The following is a 16,845-nucleotide window of genomic DNA, read 5'->3' on the forward strand; positions in this document are numbered from 1 at the left end:
GAGGCCGTCGTGGCCGAAATCGCCACCGAGAGTGCCGCCGAGGCACTGGTCGCACCGGCCATCGGTGCGCAGGACATTCCCGACTACGTCCGCGCTGCCGCGAAGGCCGCGCCCGGTCAGTGGATCGGCCTGGTCGACCCGACCTGGCAGGGTGAGGGGCCGCCGCCGGCCTGGGCCGTGCTGGGGGAGTGGCTCGGGGACGAGGGCGGCGAGGTGACCGAGTTCAAGGAGAACGAGGAGTACCGCCCCTCGCCACTCGCCCACGAGTGGCCGGAGCCGACCGACCCGGTCGACGCGGCCGTCCAGCTGGCGGCCACCGGTTACGGCTCGCCCGAGGACGTCCTGCGGGCGCTGGCCGGGGCGACGGTGGCCCTTGCCGTGGGCGAGGACAAGTCCATTCAGGTGGTCGAACTGCCGGACGGGGAGCGGGCCGTGCTGGTGTACACGGCGGAGGAGCACCTGGAGGCGGCGGAGGTCCAGTCCTACGGTGAGGTCGAGCTGGCGGGGCTGGCCGGGAACATCCCCGAGGGGCTGTGGATCATGGTCAACCTCGGCGGTCCGGTCTCGATGCGGATCGACCCGGCGGACGTCCGCGCGCTGCTCGAGGCCCAGGGCGCCGCCGCGGTTTCCTGATCCGGATGCCCAAGAGCTGCCCCCGGTCACGGCGAAGCCCGTGCCGTCCGATGCTCCGGACGGCACGGGCTTCGCCGCACCCACGGCCCCAGCGTGGGGCCGGCGTTCACCCCCGCGCGGACCAGCCGCGTTCGGTCGAGGCCGGGGCAGTAGCGGGGGTAGCGGGGACAGCGGGCGCGGTCGCGGCGGTCCTGGGCACGGTCCTGGAGACCGCGGGCGTGGCGGGCACACCGCCGCCGCCCGAGACCGTCGACACCCGTGCGGCGGGCGCGATACCGGGCCGCTCGGCGGTCCGCGCCGAGGTGGCGGGGGCGCGCTGCTCCTCCTCGTACGGGTTCCCGACCTGGTCCAGGCGGATCACGATGTTCTCCTCCACCGTGTCCCCGGGCCAGTCGTGGTCCTTGCTGTAGAGCAGCTCGCTGGTGAGGCCGTTGTTGTTGCGTCCGCCCGCGCGCGGCACGGTCCGGACGTTCTCCCGCCAGCCGGCACCGTAGTTGTGCTGGAGCTCGATCTCCCACGCCGGCGCGTCGATCAGCTGCCCGGCCCCGGCCCGGCCCGGGATCACGATCTCCCGCCCCCGCACCCTGACCAGCACCCGGTTGTCCCAGTCGGCGGCCTTCTTGACCACCGTGACCCGCCAGGCACCTCGGTAGCTACGCGCCATGTCTCTCTCCCGGTCGTTCCTGGTCGTCTCTGGTCGTTCGGTGGATGCCCCCCGGCCAGAGGTACGGGGGGCACCGGAGCCGGGGTTCAGTGCCCGCTCGGCGCGGGCGTTGGCGCGATGTTGGTGCGAGCGGTGCCGTTGGTGCGCGTGGTGACCGTTCGCCCGTTCGGCGTGTGACGTCCGACGGTCGACCGTTCGGCGGACGGTCGGCCGGTCCCCGATGGTCCCCAATGGCCCCCGACCGTCCGCCGTCCGTCCGCCGGTCGCCGTCCGCCGGTCCAGCGGTCGACCGGCGGCCGCCGAAGGCCTCCAAAATTGGCAGTCTTGGCCGGCCTCGCCTTGCCATCGCCGGAAAGCCGCAGGTCACAGCCTTCTCGTCGGGAATTGTTAGGAACGTTGGCAGTCCGTTGGCGGCCTACGGCACGCTGAGTTCTGTTGAGAGGACCCGCCGGTCAGGGGGGCACCTCGACCGTTCGGGTCGAGCCGAGGCAAGGGAAGCGGTGGCGATGCAGGCACAGGAGATGGTCAAGGGCGGCACCGCCGAGCGGCGGACGCTGGACCAGCAGACGCTGGCCGAGTTGTACCGACTGCACGGCCAGCACCTGCTGCGCGCGCTGCTCCGGCTGACCAGCGGCGACCGGGGCAGGGCCGAGGACATCCTTCAGGAGACCCTGCTGCGGGCCTGGCAGCACCCCGAGGCGATCGCCGGCGGTCCGGAGAAGAGCCGCCCGTGGCTCTTCACGGTGGCTCGCCGGATCGCCATCGACCACTTCCGGATGCGGGCCGCCCGCGCCCAGGAGGTCGGGGACGGCACTGTCCCCGAGGAGGCCGACCTCATCCACGACCCGTACGACGACGTGCTGGCCGCGCACGACATCGGCCTGGCGCTGGCCGAACTGCCGGCGCACCACCGCGAGGTGCTGGTCGAGCTGCACCTCAACGGCCGCTCGGTGGCCGACGCCGCCACCGTGCTGGGGATCCCGGCCGGCACCGTCAAGTCCCGCAACTTCTACGCGATCCGGGCGCTGCGCCCGGTGCTCGAGCAGCGCGGCCTGGCCGTCCTGGCGTGACGCGGCCGGCGCCACCGGTCAACCGCCCACCGGCCGACCGAGCCCTAACGCCCGGACGGCTGCGCGACGAGCGCCTCCACCTCGGCCACCTGGGCCACCAACTGCTGGGCCAGGGCGAGCTCCCCGCGCGTCGTGTACAGCTCGACGGCGATCCGCAGATGCCCGGCGGCGTCGTCCGGGCGCCCGCGTTCCAGCAGGAACTCCGCGAACTGACGCTCCGTCATGGCGTGCAACTGGAGCAGTCCGGCGCTCCGGCAGCGGGCCAGTGTCTCCTGCCACGCCGCTTCCGCCGCCTCCCACTCCCCGAGGCTCTGCAGGGCGTGCGCCTCGTTCACCATCGCCGAGAGGTGATGGGTCGCCTCGGGATGGTCCGCCAGCAGCCGGCGGGCCTGCCGGGCGAGCTCCAGCGCGGTGCCGACCTGCCCGGCCATGCCGTGCAGGGCCGAGGCATTGCTCAGCAGCCCGGCCGACTCGATGCCGAGGCCCAGCCAATTGCGCAGCTCCACGGCTCGATTGATCACGACCACGGCTTGGTCGATCTCGCCGGACTTCGCCCGCACCTTGGCATCGGTGACCAGCGCCACCACATGCACCTGGCCGTCCGTCGCACTGGTCCCCGCGACCGCCTCGCCGACCAGCTCCCGCGCCTCCTCGAGCCGCCCCGTGTCGGCCAGCACGCTCGCGGTGAGCGCCTGCAGCGCCGCGAGTGCCGTCCGCGAGCCGCTGCGGCGGGCCGCCAGCAGCCCTGACCGCAGGCAGCTCAGCTGGTCGGTGAGCCGGGCCGCCCCGTGGTACAGGACGTAGCTCAACGCGGCCAGCCGCCAGGCCCGTTGGTGCTCACCCTGGTCGGCGGCGATGGTGACCAGGCGGCGGATGGTCGGCTCTTCGGCGGTGAACCAGGCCAGCGCGGAGCGCACGTCGACGATCCGGGGCAGCGCGGCGGGCGGGTGCTCGATCGCGCAGGGGCTGATCTCGCCGCCCGGCTGGACCAGTTCGGCGGCCGCTCGGGCCGCTGCCAGGTAGTAGTCGAGCAGCCGGACCGAGGCGCCGCGCCGGCCGCCCTCGCCCTGCTCGGCCAGCAACTGCGCACCGAACAGCCGGATCAGGTCGTGCCGCCCGTAGCGGCCCGGCGCGTTCTCGCCGAGCAGGTGGTAGGCGGCCAGTGCGCCGAGCGCGTGCCGGGCCGGCCCGGTCCCGCTGCCGAGCAGCGCGGCCGCCGCCAGCGCGTCCACCTCGGTGCCCGGATGGGCGGCCAGCAGGCCGAGCAACTGGGCGGCGTCCGGTGGGAGGTGACGGTACGTCAGAGAGAGGGCACTGGTCACGCTGGCGGTGCCCTGGGTGTCCAGGGCGAGCAGTCGGGTCCGTTCGTCCGACAGCTCGGCGACCAGGTCGGCGATGGTCCAGCCGGGCCGGGAGGTCAGCCGGGCGGCGGCGATCCGCAGCGCGAGCGGCAGTTTGTCGCAGAGCTCGACCAGCCTGGCCGCCGTCTCCCGCTCGGCCCGCACCCGGGCCGGGGTCAGCAGGCGCTCCAGCAGGCCGATGGCCTCCTCCTCGGCGAGCGCCTCCAGCCGCAGCACGGCGGCGCCCTCGGCGACCACCAGGTCCTCGAGCGTGCTCCGGCTGGTCACCACCGTGGCGCAGCCGGGCCCGGCGGGCAGCAGGGGGGTGACATCGGCCGCGCGGCGGACGTTGTCCAGCACGACCAGCAGCCGGCGGTTCCTGGTCCGTTCCTGGAACAGCGCCGCACGGGCGGCCAGGTCCTCCGGGATCGCACTCTCCGGCAGACCCAGCGCGTGCAGGAACCGGCCCAGCGCCTGGGTGGGATCGGTGGGGCCCGCCGGGTCGAAGCCACGCAGATCGGTGAAGAGCAGGCCGTCCGGGAACCCCGGGGCCGTGGCGTGCGCCCAGGTCACCACGGTGGCGGTCTTGCCGGTGCCGGCCGGGCCGACCACGACGGCCAGGCCCGCGCCGGTGCGGTCGGCGCCGCACTCGCGGTCCAGCCACCGGGCCTCGGCGCCGCGGCCGACGAAACCACCGGGCCGCCGGGGCAGCCGGCAGCCGACCAGGTCGGCGGCGCTGTGGGCCCGGGGCGCGGCGGCGAGGCCGGCGCCGGGCAGCGTGGCGCCGGCGCGCGGCGGCTCGGCGCCGGGCGCGACATCGCACGGGGCGTCCGGTGCGCCGTCGGTGGCCGGCAGACGGTCGGCCGCCGCCTGGAGCGCGGCGCCCGGGCTGACGCCGAGCTCCTCGTCCAGCCGGGTCCGGGCGTGCTGATAGGCGGCCAGCGCCGCCGAGTTCCGGCCGGCCTGCCGCAAGCAGCGGATCAGCAGGGCGACGGTGGATTCGCGCAGTCCGTCGGCCCGCACGGCCTGCTCCAGCGCCGGGATCGCCTGCGGGCCGCTGCCCAGTCGCAGCAGCCGCTCGGCCCAGGACTCCACGGCGGCGACGCGGGCGCCGTCGAGGCGGTCGACCAGGGCCAGGGCCAGCGGGGTGTCGGGCAGGTCGGCCAGCGCCGGGCCGCCCCACAGATTGAGCGCGGACTGGAGCAGTGCCGCGGCCGCGGCGTCGTGGGCGGTCGTGGCGGCCTCGGTGACCAGGGCTTCGAAGTGCCGGGTGTCCACCGACCGGGCGTCCCCGTCGAGTTGGTAGCCGGGGGAGCGGGTGAGCAGCGTGAAGCAGGTGCCGTCGAGCACCTTGCGCAGTGCCGCGATGTGCCCCTGCAGTGCGGCCTTGGCCTGGGCCGGCGGCTGCTCGCCCCAGAGCAGCTCGAAGAAGCGCTCCACCGGGACGGCCTGGCCCAGTTCGAGGGCGAGCAGGGCCAGCACCGCGCGCCGCTTCGCTCCCGCTATCTCGGCCAGTCCCCCGTCGCCGGTCCGCAACTCGACCGGGCCGAGCAGCCGTATGCCCATGTCTCTGTTTCCCACCTCGGTGTCCGCACAGCACCGGATCCGAAGTCTAACGGCGTGCTGAACCACGCTCACCGCCCCTGACGTGCTCTGTGACAGAACCTCGAGTCCTCCTGCCATCCCCCGAAGGTCCACCGCCATCCCCCACCGGTAAGAATCGAGACCCTCGCATGCGCCTGCTCCGCGCCCTCCGCACCCTCGGCACCACCGTCGCCGCCCTCGGCCTCGCGGCCGCCGGACAGCTGCCCGCCCACGCCGACACCGCCCAGCCCAGCTACTACCTCGCGCTCGGCGACTCGCTCTCCCAGGGCTACCAGCCAGGTCAGGGCAACACCGACCAGGGCTACGTGGACGACGTCTACGCCGGGCTCCGGCTCACCCACCCGAACCTCCAGCTGGTCAAGCTGGGCTGCACCGGTGAGACCTCCGTCACCATGCTGAACGGCGGCCACTGCGCCTACGCCGGCTTCCCGAGCCAGCTCGCGGCCGCCGAGGATTTCCTGAGCACGCATCAGGGGCAGGTGGCGTATCTCACCATCAACATCGGTGCCAACGACATCTCCGCCTGCGTGACCCCGACCGGTGTCGACAGCTCCTGCGTCCCGCAGGCCATGCGGAACGTGTCCACCAACCTGCCGCTGATCCTGAGCGGGCTCGACGCGGCGGCCGGCGGCCGGGCGCCCGTCTCGGTCGGCATGGGCACCTACGACCCGGTGCTGGCCGCCTGGCTGTCCGGCCCGGCGGGCCAGGCCGAGGCCAAGGCGTCGGTGCCGCTGACGGACGCGTTCAACAGCACCGAGGCCGGCGCCTACCAGCAGGCGGGCTACCTGGTCGCGGACGTCGAGCAGGTCTGGCACACCGACGACTTCAGCGGCGCCCCCGTGCCGCTGAACGTGGCCGAGATCTGCGGCCTCACCTATATGTGCACCGAGCAGAACCTGCACCCGAACCCCGTGGGCTACGCGGCGATCGCCGCCGAGTTCCTCCACACCATCGCGACCGCTCCGCAGGAGGGCACCGGCTCCTGACAGCCACACCGGTGGGTGCGCCGCCCGCCGCACGTCCCGTAGTCTTCGGCGAACCGAAGGCGGCGCGGACTCGCGATGACGTGCGGCGATCGCCGGAGTCCGATGGCGTGGGGAGTCCGCATGCTGGTCCTGCTGCTGGGGCCGATCGCGCTGCGCGACGCGCGCGGCGCGGCGGTGCAGATCGGCGGGCCCAAGCGCCGGGCGGTGCTGGCCGCGCTGGCGCTGGAGATCAACCAGCCACTCTCCGTCGACCGGCTGCTCGACCTGGTCTGGGACGGCGAGCCGCCCGCCCAGGCCAAGGCCGCACTGCACGGCCATGTCGCGGCCCTGCGCAAGGTGCTGCCGCAGGAACTCTGCCTGCAGACCCTCCCCTCCGGGTACCGGCTGACCGGGGATCCGTCGCTGGTGGACAGCGAGGTCTTCGCGGATCTGTGGCGGCGAGCCCGGGCCACCGAGGACCAGGACGAGCGCTCGGAGTTGCTCCAGCAGGCCCTCGGCCTCTGGCGCGGCAGCACGATGGCGGACCTTCCGCCCAGCGCCTTCCAGCGGGAGGTGGCGGTGCGGCTCTACGACGTGCGCCTCACCGTGCTGACGGCCTGGGCCGACTGCGAGCTGCGGCGGGGCCGGATCGGCCGGGTGATTCCGGTGCTCGAGGTGGCGGTGCTGGCCGAAGGGCTGCGGGAGGACCTGGTCGCGGCCCTGATGCGCTGCCTCTCCCACGCGGGCCGGCAGGCCGAGGCGTTGGAGGCCTACCGGCGGGCCGCGACGCTGCTCCGCACGGAGCTCGGCGTCCACCCGGGGCCCGAGCTGCGGGAGGCGCTCAGCCGGGTGCTCGCCGGGGAGCCCGCCGCCGAGCCGGACCGGGCCGCGGTCCCGGACGCTGTGGCACCCCCGGCCGATCCCGCCGGCCCGACGGTGGGCGACGCCGGCCCGGAGCGGCTGCCCCGCGTCGACCGGCTGATCGGCCGGGCCTGCGACAGCCAGTGGCTGGACCAGGCGCTCCAACCGAGGCCGGGCGAGGTGCCGCTGGCGGTGGTGGTCGGCCCGGCCGGGGTCGGCAAGACCTCGCTGGCCGTCGACTGGGCCCACCGGGCGGCCGGCCGCTACCCCGACGGCCGGCTCTTCGCCGACCTCCGGGGCTTCGACGAGCAGGATCCGAAGGATCCGCAGGACGTGCTGAGCGGCTTCCTGCTGGCGCTCGGCGTGGAACCGGAGCAGATCCCGGCCGGGGAGCAGGCGCTGGCCGAGTTGTTCGAACGGCTGACCAGGGACCGCCGCCTGCTGCTGGTGCTCGACAACGTGCGCTCCGCCGAGGACGTCCGGGCGCTGCTGCCCGCCGGCGAGGGCTGCGCGGTGGTGGTGACCAGCCGGATCGCGCTGCTCGACCTGGTCGCCCAGGACGCGGCGGCCTGGCACCTGCTCCAGCCGCTGCCGGTCGAGGAGGCCGTCGCGCTGCTGACGGCCACCGTCGGCGAGGCGCGGGTGGCGGCCGATCCGGCGGCCGCCCGGCGCCTCGCCGGGCTCTGCGACCGGCTGCCGCTCGCGCTGCGGATCTGCGCCTCCCGGCTGGCGGTCCGGCCGGGGTGGACGGTGGCGCAACTGGTGGCCGAGATCGAGGACGAACAGACCGGCCTGGCCGGCCTGGACACCTTCGGCGGCATCGGCATCAGGGCCACCCTCGCTCTGACGTATCGTCAACTTCCGCCGGTGTCAGCGCGGTTGCTGGCACTGCTCGGGCTCTGCTCCGGGGGCAGGATCAACCCCGGGGTGGCGGCGACGCTGCTCGGCTGCGACCTCACCCTGGCCCGGTTCGCGCTGGGCATCCTGGCCGCCTACCACCTGATCTCCGAGGAACGGCCCGGTCGTTACACCCGCTCCAGCCTGATCCGCCGCTACTCCACCCACCTGCTGGCGGAGACCGTCCCCACCGAGGAGCGGGACGAGGCCTTCGAGCGGCTGCTCGACTTCGGGTTGGCGGTCAGCGCCGCGGCGGCGGAGCCGTTCGCGGTCTTCTGGTGGTCGGTGGAGCGCCCGGCCGGACCGCAGCCGCCGGGCCTGCCCTCCTGGGAGACCGGGGTCGAGGAGCAGGAATGGTACGGCGAGCACGAGCCGGAGCTGCGCTTCCTGATCCAGGAGGCCGCCCGGCTGGGCCGCGCCGGGCACGCCTGGCGGCTGGTGGAGAACCTCAGCACGCTCTACTGGCGTTCCGACCCGGCCCGGCACTGGCTGACCACCGCGACCATCGGCCTGCGCGCCGCAGAGGCGACAGGTTCGCCCACCGCCGTCGGCCGGCTCACCGGGCAGCTGGGGCTCGCGTTGACCCGGGCCGGCCGCCCCGAGGAGGGCCTGCCCCACCTGGAACGGGCCGTGGCCACCGCGATGGCCGCCGGGGACCTGCGCAACCTGTGCGCCGGCCAGATCCGGCTGGCGATCTGCGGCGAGGCGCTGGGCCGGCCGCCGATGGCCTGCCTCGCCGTCTGGGAGGCCGCGGTGGGCTGCGCGCAGGCCCTGGACGAACCACGGGTCCTGGCGGCGGTGCTGCGCCGGTGCAGCCGGCTGGCCCGCAGTTGCGGCGACCCGGAGTCGGCCCTGCGGTACGTCGAACGGGCGCTGGCGCTCGGCGAGGTGTGCACGGAGGAGGAGCACCGCTGGCTGGTACTGGAGCGGGCGCTGGTGCTGGAGTTGCTCGGCCGGCCCGGGGAGGCGCTGGAACTCGCCCGGGGCGTGCTGGAGCCGGTTCTGGCGATGGCCCAGGAGGCGTTCCCGCAGCGGGATCAGTTCGTGGCGGAGGGCGGCGAGCTGGTGGCCAGGCTGAACCACGGTCCGAACCGGGGGTAGCGAGCTCTGAACCAGGGGTGGCGGCGGGCCCGTTCTGCGGGGTGCGCCCGGCCTTCGGGCGAGACACCTGAGACAGATGGAGACAGCATGACTCGCAAGAGGGCCGCGGTCGCTCTCGGTACGGCCGGCCTCGCCGCGTCCGTGATCTGCGGTGCGGGCACCGCGTACGCCTGGGCGCCGGGCAGCGTCACGCTCACCGCGACCTGCAAGGACGAGCCCGGCAAGATCGTCCTCACGGTGACGGACAAGGACTCGCACGAGGGTTCGTTCGTGATCGGCAACGACAGGACGAGCGACACCGTCAAGGGCACGGTCAAGGGCGGCGGCACCGCCGACTTCACCGTCCCCTACGCGGGTGCCGGGACCACCTGGACGGTCAAGTTCGACCTCCCGGGCGAGGACGTGCACGCCTCGGTCACCACGGTCGCCGAGCCCAAGTGCGCGCCGGCCAGCCCGTCGCCGAGCCCGACCCCGACCCCGACCCCGACCAAGAGCGTCCCCGCGAGCCCGTCGGTCACCCCGAGCTCGTCGCAGAGCGCGACGCCGACCGCCTCGCCGTCCAAGCCGGCGGCCGTGGTTCCGTCGAGCCCGACCGCGAGCGCCTCGCCCAAGGGCCAGCAGCTCGCCTTCACCGGTGCCGGCAACGTGACGGGCATCGCCGGTGGGGCCGCCGCCCTGCTGGCCGCCGGTGGCGCCGTCCTCTTCTTCACCCGCCGCGCCGCGCGTCACCACTGACGCGGGCGCACTCCCGCAGGCCCGTCGACTCCCCGCGACGGGCCTGCGGACCGTCCGGAAGGCTCAGCCGGCCAGGTGCTCCAGCAGCAGCGGCATGATCCGCTCGGCGTCGGCCTCGGGCAGCCAGTGGGTGGCGCCCTCCAGGGCCACGAAGCGGTACGGCGCCTTGACGTGGTCCGCCGTCAGCTCGGCGGCCTCGCGGCCCAGCGCGCGGTCTTCGGTGCCCCAGACGAAGAGGGTGGGCACGGTGATCTCGCCGGCCGGCACCCGCAGTTCCTCGTTGAGCGCGCGGTACCAGTTGATCCCGCCGGTCAGCGCCCCCGGCTCGGTCAGCCGCTTCACGTTGGACTCGATCAGCTCCGGCGACAGCGCGCCGCGGTAGAGCGCGCGCAGCGTGGCCGCGTCGTCCGCCAGCAGCCCCTGCTCGGCGACGTGCCCGGGCAGCCGGAAGTGCCGGACGTACTGGGAGCGTTCCCGCTGGTCGCCGTCGCCGGTGAGGGCTCGGTAGAGGGCCTCGGGGTGCGGGGTGGCGAGCACGGTGAGGCTGCGCAGCCGCTCCGGGTGGGCCCAGGCCAGCGCCCAGGCGACCAGGCCGCCCCAGTCGTGGGCGACCAGGTGGAAGCGCTCGGCGCCGAGGGCGTCGGCGAAGCCGAGGGCGTCCGCGACCAGCTTCTCGACGGCGTACTCCTCGACGGCCTCGGGCCGGGCGCCGGGGGAGTAGCCGCGCTGGTCCACCGCGAGAGCGCGGTAGCCGGCTGCGGCGAGGGCGTCGAGCTGCTCGGTCCAGCAGTCCGCGAACTCGGGGAACCCGTGCAGCAGCAGGACGAGTTCGCCGTCGGCCGGCCCGGCGACCAGGGCGTCGAAGGTGTGCTGGCCGATGACCAGCTGGGTGGCGGTGGCTGTTGACATGGGGTCAGCTCCTGTCGGTGGCGCGTGAGGCCTGATGATCAGACCACACCGCCTCGGTGAACCCGGCACCGGCTCCGGGCCGTGTTCCACAAGTGCCGGTGGATTCCGGCGCCTTGTCCGCAGTTCCGCACCTGACGGGAGTCGTCATGCCGACCGGTGACCCGAACCCGCCCGACCGCCAGCTCAGCCGGTGGTCGTGGAGCGTCCAGCGCGCGGCGGCGCGCAAGCGGGCGCGGCAGCGGCGGCTGCGGCTCTCCCGGGGGAGCGGGGCGGCGCTGCTGGCGCTGGGGATCGGGCTGCCGCTGCCGCTGGTCTACGAGTTCACCATCGGTGACCAGCAGGCCCGTGACCAGGCCGCTCAGGTCACCGCCGGTGTCGAGCGCGGCTGGAGCCAGGCGGCGGCCGCGTCGAAGCCGTCCGCCGCGCCCGCTAGCCCGTCCGCCGTCCCGACCCCGACCGCCGTCCCGAGCCCGACCGCCACCGCTGCCCATGGCCTCACCGCGACCGGCAGCTACCCCCAGCACTACGCCGAGGGCCAGGCCTTCGCCGTGCTGCACGTCCCCGCGATCGGCCTCGACACCGCGATCGCCGAGGGCACCGACACCACCACCGTGCTCGACCACGGACTGATCGGCCATTACTCCGGCGCCCAGGAGACCGCCTTCCCCTGGCAGGGCCTGGGCAACTTCGCGCTGGCCGCGCACCGCACCACCCACGGCGCGCCGTTCAACCGGCTGGCCGAGCTCAAGCCGGGCGACGAGGCCGTGGTCGAGACGGCGGAGGAGTTCTTCGTCTACGCCTTCACCGGCGGCATCCCCCAGGTCGCCACCGGGGACGTCGGCGTACTGGCCCCGATCCCGGCCGGCTCCGGCTTCACCGCGCCGGGCCGCTACCTGACCCTGACCACCTGCACGCCCGAGTACAGCTCGGCGGGCCGGCTGATCCGCTTCGGGCAACTGGTGAAGGTCGTCCCGCGCTCCGCCCAGCCCACCGGGATCCCCGGCCTGTGAACGGGGACGCCACGCCCGGACAGGCCCTGTTGCCTGACGCGGCACTAGACTCCATCGCCGTGCTACGTGTACTGGCGGTGGACGACGAACCCCCGGCCCTCGAGGAGCTGCTCTACCTGCTGCGCGCCGACCCCCGGGTCGAGCGGGCGGACGGGGCGGGCAACGCGACCGAGGCGCTGCGGCGGATCGGCCAGGCCCTGGAGACCGGGAACGACGGGGACAACCGGCTGGACGTGGTCTTCCTCGACATCAACATGCCGGGGCTCAACGGCCTGGACACCGCGCGGCTGCTGGCCGGCTTCGCCAAGCCGCTGGCCATCGTCTTCGTCACCGCCCACGAGGGGTACGCCGTCCAGGCCTTCGACCTCAAGGCGGTCGACTACGTGCTGAAGCCGGTCCGCCGGGAGCGCCTGGCCGAGGCGGTCCGCCGGGTCTGCGAGCGGGTCGAGCCGGACCGTGCCGCGCCGCCGGCCGCGCCCGTGGCGCCGCCGGAGCCCGCCGCGCCGTCAGCCCCGTCGGTCCCGTCGGTCTCGCCAGTGCCGCCAGTGCCGCCGGCGCTCGCCGGACCCGCGCGGGCACCCGATCACGCCGAGCCGCCCGCCGCCCCGCTCCCGGCGGACGACGTGATCCCGGTCGAGCTGGGCGGCATCACCCGGTTCGTCCCGGTCGACCAGATCGACTACGCCCAGGCGCAGGGCGACTACGCCCGCCTGTACACCGCCACCGGCAGCCACCTGGTCCGGATCCCGCTCGCCACCCTGGAGGAGCGGTGGCGCGCGCAGGGGTTCGTCCGGATCCACCGCCGCTATCTGGTGGCGCTGCGCGCGGTGCAGGAACTGCAGACGGAGGGCGGCGCGGTGAGCGTCCGGGTCGGCGGTGAGCTGCTCGCGGTGAGCCGCCGCAACGCCCGGGCGCTGCGCGATCTGCTGGTCCGCCGGGCCACCAACGGCCCGGGGTAGCGGCCTGCCGCGACCGTTCGTCGCCGCGCCGCTGCCGTACGGCGCACCAGAGCCGCCGTACGGCGACGGGGCTCGCCGAATGCCCTCCGCGCAGAGGGGGTTGCCCTATCGTTGGCCCTGGTCCCGCGCCGTGAAGGGGACCGCGGGATGTCCTGCGGACGGCGGACCGAGCTAGGAGGAACCAGGGGTGTCCCACATCGATGAGCTGCTGGTCGAGGTCCATCGCCTCCCGGCCGGGACACCCACCAATCCTCGCGAACTCGCCGAGCACCTGGGGCGGTTGAAGACGGTGGCGGCCTGGTGGGCCGATGTGCTCCTGGAGGTCTCCGAGGCCAGCCGGGGGCTGGCGAGTGCCCCAGCGGCGGCCGCGATGGAGATCGCCTTCCGCCGGGCCGAGGAGTCCTTCGTGGAGCTGCAGATCGCCCACACCGCGGCGTCCGGGACGTCCGGCCGCTGACCCCGGGCAGCCGCCCGTCACCGCCGGTTTCTCCCCTGTTTTCACTGTATTTTCCGTGTGTTTTCCCGTGGTGATCGGTGATGACCGCATCCGACCGGATGCGTACACTGTGCGACTCAAGACACCGACAGCGGCAGGCGGCTGCCGTGCCATGCGCGCATGTGTGCGCACATGCGCGCATGCCGACGCGGAGGGAAGCACCGTGACCGCAGAGGAGCCGCGCCCGCGCCGCGAGCTGGTCACCGGCGGACCGCGCGCCGGACGGGTCCCGGCTCCCAGAGGCTCGGCCCCCGCGCCCCCGCCGGCCGAGGCCGCCGATCCCGCCGTCAGCGCGCTGATCCGGCGTCAGCTGCGCACCTCCCTCACCGCCGCGGCCGCCCTGGTGCTGCTGATCGCCTTGCTCCCGCTGCTCTTCGCCGTGGCACCGGGCCTGGCCGGCAGCAGCATCGCCGGCGTGAACACGGTCTGGGTGGTGCTGGGCGTGCTCAGCTACCCGGTGCTCTGGCTGATCGGCCGCTGGTACGTCGCACGTGCCGAGGCGAACGAGAGCAGGCCACCGGACGACGGCGCGGCCGGGACGACCGGATGAGCGGCTCCTACGCGCTCGTCGCGGTCGCGGTGGTCTCGGCGGCGACGGTCCTGATCGGCGCGCTGGGCCTGCGGGTCTCGCGCACCACCTCCGACTTCTACGTCGCCTCCCGGATGGTCAACCCCCGGCTCAACGGCGCGGCGATCAGCGGCGAGTACCTCTCCGCGGCCTCCTTCCTCGGCATCGCGGGCCTGGTGCTCACCCAGGGTCGGGAGGTGCTCTGGTACCCGGTCGGCTACACCGCCGGCTACCTGGTGATGCTGCTCTTCGTCGCCGCCCCGCTGCGCCGCTCCGGCGCCTACACGCTGCCCGACTTCGCCGAGGCCAGGCTGGAGTCCCGCCAGGTCCGGCGGGTGGCCAGCGCCTTCGCGCTCGGCATCGGCTGGCTCTACCTGCTGCCGCAGCTCCAGGGCGCCGGGCTGACCCTGCAGACCGTCACCGGAGCGCCGCGCTGGGTCGGCGGCGTGCTGGTCGCCGTGGTGGTCACCGCCAACGTGATGGCCGGCGGGATGCGCAGCATCACCTTCGTCCAGGCCTTCCAGTACTGGCTCAAGCTGACCGCGTTGCTGGTCCCGCTGATCTTCCTGCTGCTGGCCTGGCACGCCGACGGCTCGCCCACCGGCCAGGTCCAGCACCCGGTCTTCCAGAAGACCACCGTGGTCCAGGTGGACCAGGCGGTCCGGATCCGGGTGCCCGACCCGGTCCAGGTGACCGTGGACGGCACCCTGGACGGCCAGGCCTACGAGCAGGTCCCGCTGGCGCTCACCGCGGGCGTCCACACCGTGGCCGGCCACACCGACCTGACCTTCCCCGCGCACGCCCAGGTGCCGAGCCGGGTCGACGGCGCGGCCGGCTCGCCCTGGGGCCGCCCCCCGTCCGCCGACCACGGCTCCCACCCGCTGTACGCCGTCTACGGGTTGATCCTGGCCACCTTCCTCGGCGCCATGGGGCTGCCGCACGTGGTGGTCCGCTTCTACACCAGCCCCAACGGCCGGGCGGCTCGCCGCACCACGCTCGTGGTGCTCGGTCTGCTCGGCGTCTTCTACCTGATGCCCCCGATCTACGGGGCGCTGGCCCGGGTCTACGCCCCGGACCTGGCGCTCACCGGGAACACCGACGCGGCCGTGCTGGTGCTGCCGGAACGGCTGCTCGGCGGCACCGGTGGCGCGCTGCTCGGCGCGCTGCTGGCCGGCGGCGCGTTCGCGGCCTTCCTCGCCACCTCCTCCGGCCTGGCCGTCTCGCTGGCCGGCGTGCTGCACCAGGACGTGCTGCCGTCGGTCGGCATCAAGGGCTTCCAGCGCGCCACCGTGCTGGCGGTGGCCGCGCCGACCGTCTTCACGCTGGTCGCCTCGGACCTGCCGGTGGCCGACGCGGTCGGACTGGCCTTCGCGGTCGCCGCCTCCTCGTTCTGCCCGATGCTGGTGCTCGGCATCTGGTGGCGCCGGTTGACCCCGCCGGGCGCGATCGCCGGTGCCGTCACCGGCGGCGGCGCCGCCCTCGTGGCGGCCGGCCTCACCATGGCCGACTGGTTCCCGGTCGGCTGGCCGCACGCGCTGCTCGCCTGGCCGGCGGTGTGGAGCGTCCCGCTGGGCTTCCTGGTGATGATCACGGTCTCGCTCGCCACCCCCGGCAGCGTGCCGCCCCGGACGGACGCCACCCTGGCGCGCCTGCACCTGCCCGAGCCCACCCGACCCACCCGCAGCCCAGGAGGCGTCCGCCGATGATCGAGGCACTCGCCCTGCTGCTCGGCGCACTGTGCTGCGTCGCCGCCGGAGCCGCGCTCCAGTGGACGCTGAGCCGCCGCCGGACCCGGGACGAGCGCGACCTGGGCACACCCGTCGAGCGCGCCACCTTCCACACCCTGCACACCGCCGCGCTGGCCGCCCCGCCGCTGCGCGCCGGGCTGACCGAGGACACCGCCCGCAAGGCCGTCCGCCGGCTGCGCTCGCTGCTCGGCACCCCGGCGCTCTGCCTCACCGACCTGGACACCGCGCTCACCTGGGACGGCGCCGGGGACCACCACCGGGCCGAGGCGATGGTCCTGGTCGCCGACGTGCTGGCGGACGGGCGCCCGCGGGTGGTCGGGGTGGCGTGCACGGTGCCCGGCTGCGACCTGCGCTGGGCGGCGGTGGCGCCGCTGGAGGTGGACGGCCGGGTGCTCGGCGCGCTCGCGGCCTTCGGCCCCGACGAGTCGCCGGCGCTGCTCCGGGCCACCGGCGAGGTCGCCCGCTGGGTCGCCGTCCAGCTGGAGCTGGCCGAGCTGGACCGCTCCCGCAGCCGGCTGATCGAGGCCGAGATCCGCACCCTGCGGGCGCAGATCTCCCCGCACTTCATCTTCAACTCGCTGGCCGCGATCGCCTCCTTCGTCCGCACCGACCCGGACCGGGCCCGCGAACTGCTGCTGGAGTTCGCCGACTTCACCCGCTACTCGTTCCGCCGGCACGGCGACTTCACCTCCCTCGCCGACGAGTTGCGCTCCATCGACCAGTACCTCGCCCTGGTCCGGGCCCGGTTCGGGGACCGGCTTCGGGTCACCCTGCGGGTGGCGCCCGAGGTGCTGCCGGTGGCGCTGCCCTTCCTCTGCCTCCAGCCGCTGGTGGAGAACGCCGTCAAGCACGGCATCGAGGGCCACCCCGACGCCAGCCGGATCGTCATCACGGCCGACGACGGTGGCTCGGAGGCGGTGGTGGTGATCGAGGACGACGGCGTCGGCGTGGAGCCCGAGCGGCTGCGCGAGATCCTGGCCGGCCGGGGCGGGCCTTCGCACGGCATCGGCCTGAGCAACGTGGACGAGCGGATGCGGCAGGTCTACGGGGACGACCACGGCCTGATGATCGAGACCGGGGTCGGCGCCGGCATGAAGATCACCGTCCGGATCCCCAAGTACCACCCGGGCGTCCAGGTCACCGCCCCGCCCGGACCGGCTGCCTGAACCGGCCGCTTGAACCAGTTGCCTGAAAGGGCAGCCCGGACCGGCCGCCTGAACCGGCGGTCCGCGCCGTCCCGTTCTCCTGCACGTCAGCGGTTCGCGCGCCTCGCGGGCCGCTCGA

Annotated in this window: 14 protein-coding genes; 11 read left to right on the plus strand and 3 right to left on the minus strand. The window is 74.5% G+C overall.

The window, feature by feature from the left end; all coding sequences use genetic code 11:
* The first annotated feature begins 9 nt into the window (after positions 1–9).
* Complete coding sequence (locus tag ABH937_RS07370) at positions 10–633, plus strand: type VII secretion system-associated protein (RefSeq protein ID WP_370217616.1); 624 nt, start codon at positions 10–12, stop codon at positions 631–633.
* Positions 634–739: 106 nt separating this feature from the next.
* Here the strand turns inward: ABH937_RS07370 and ABH937_RS07375 are convergent, their stop codons facing one another.
* Positions 740–1,297: a hypothetical protein gene (locus ABH937_RS07375; protein WP_370217617.1), complete on the minus strand. Its 558-nt coding sequence runs from the start codon at positions 1,295–1,297 to the stop codon at positions 740–742.
* A gap of 506 nt (positions 1,298–1,803) precedes the next feature.
* On the opposite strand from ABH937_RS07375, the gene ABH937_RS07380 reads away from it, so the two are divergent.
* Positions 1,804–2,367: a sigma-70 family RNA polymerase sigma factor gene (locus ABH937_RS07380; RefSeq protein ID WP_280688255.1), complete on the plus strand. Its 564-nt coding sequence runs from the start codon at positions 1,804–1,806 to the stop codon at positions 2,365–2,367.
* A gap of 44 nt (positions 2,368–2,411) precedes the next feature.
* Here the strand turns inward: ABH937_RS07380 and ABH937_RS07385 are convergent, their stop codons facing one another.
* The gene (locus ABH937_RS07385) at positions 2,412–5,273 is read right to left on the minus strand and encodes a BTAD domain-containing putative transcriptional regulator (RefSeq protein ID WP_370217618.1); all 2,862 of its coding nucleotides are present in this window, start codon (positions 5,271–5,273) and stop codon (positions 2,412–2,414) included.
* A 167-nt stretch (positions 5,274–5,440) separates the two neighbouring features.
* On the opposite strand from ABH937_RS07385, the gene ABH937_RS07390 reads away from it, so the two are divergent.
* From ABH937_RS07390 to ABH937_RS07400, 3 genes are all read left to right on the plus strand, one after another.
* The gene (locus ABH937_RS07390) at positions 5,441–6,298 is read left to right on the plus strand and encodes an SGNH/GDSL hydrolase family protein (RefSeq protein WP_370217619.1); all 858 of its coding nucleotides are present in this window, start codon (positions 5,441–5,443) and stop codon (positions 6,296–6,298) included.
* Between the two features lie 120 nt (positions 6,299–6,418).
* On the plus strand, positions 6,419–9,136 hold the full coding sequence (locus tag ABH937_RS07395; protein WP_370217620.1) for a BTAD domain-containing putative transcriptional regulator: 2,718 nt from the start codon (positions 6,419–6,421) through the stop codon (positions 9,134–9,136).
* Positions 9,137–9,223: 87 nt separating this feature from the next.
* A complete protein-coding gene (locus ABH937_RS07400; RefSeq protein ID WP_280688247.1) occupies positions 9,224–9,871 on the plus strand; it encodes a hypothetical protein in 648 nt (215 codons plus the stop codon).
* A gap of 63 nt (positions 9,872–9,934) precedes the next feature.
* On the opposite strand, the gene ABH937_RS07405 is transcribed toward ABH937_RS07400, so the two are convergent.
* On the minus strand, positions 9,935–10,780 hold the full coding sequence (locus ABH937_RS07405; RefSeq protein ID WP_370217621.1) for an alpha/beta fold hydrolase: 846 nt from the start codon (positions 10,778–10,780) through the stop codon (positions 9,935–9,937).
* Positions 10,781–10,926: 146 nt separating this feature from the next.
* Here ABH937_RS07405 and ABH937_RS07410 point away from each other — a divergent pair, with 146 nt between their 5' ends.
* The 6 genes from ABH937_RS07410 to ABH937_RS07435 all read left to right on the plus strand — a co-directional run bounded on the left by ABH937_RS07410 (position 10,927) and on the right by ABH937_RS07435 (position 16,727).
* Positions 10,927–11,790 carry a class E sortase gene (locus tag ABH937_RS07410; protein ID WP_370217622.1) on the plus strand — a complete coding sequence of 288 codons (864 nt, stop codon included), beginning with the start codon at positions 10,927–10,929 and terminating at the stop codon, positions 11,788–11,790.
* Between the two features lie 59 nt (positions 11,791–11,849).
* On the plus strand, positions 11,850–12,749 hold the full coding sequence (locus ABH937_RS07415; RefSeq protein ID WP_280688241.1) for a response regulator transcription factor: 900 nt from the start codon (positions 11,850–11,852) through the stop codon (positions 12,747–12,749).
* 187 nt (positions 12,750–12,936) lie between these two features.
* Entirely contained in the window at positions 12,937–13,206 is a 270-nt protein-coding gene (locus tag ABH937_RS07420) for a hypothetical protein (protein WP_370217624.1), read from the plus strand.
* A gap of 202 nt (positions 13,207–13,408) precedes the next feature.
* On the plus strand, positions 13,409–13,795 hold the full coding sequence (locus ABH937_RS07425) for a DUF485 domain-containing protein (RefSeq protein ID WP_370217625.1): 387 nt from the start codon (positions 13,409–13,411) through the stop codon (positions 13,793–13,795).
* Positions 13,792–15,519, plus strand: coding sequence for a cation acetate symporter (locus ABH937_RS07430; RefSeq protein ID WP_280688236.1), 1,728 nt, complete (start codon positions 13,792–13,794; stop codon positions 15,517–15,519). The genes ABH937_RS07425 and ABH937_RS07430 overlap by 4 nt, the downstream gene beginning before the upstream one ends.
* The gene (locus ABH937_RS07435; protein ID WP_280688234.1) at positions 15,516–16,727 is read left to right on the plus strand and encodes a sensor histidine kinase; all 1,212 of its coding nucleotides are present in this window, start codon (positions 15,516–15,518) and stop codon (positions 16,725–16,727) included. Before ABH937_RS07430 ends, ABH937_RS07435 begins: the two co-directional genes overlap by 4 nt.
* The last annotated feature ends 118 nt before the right edge of the window (positions 16,728–16,845 follow it).

Source organism: Kitasatospora sp. GAS1066B, from assembly GCF_041262605.1.
Classification (GTDB): Bacteria; Actinomycetota; Actinomycetes; order Streptomycetales; family Streptomycetaceae; genus Kitasatospora.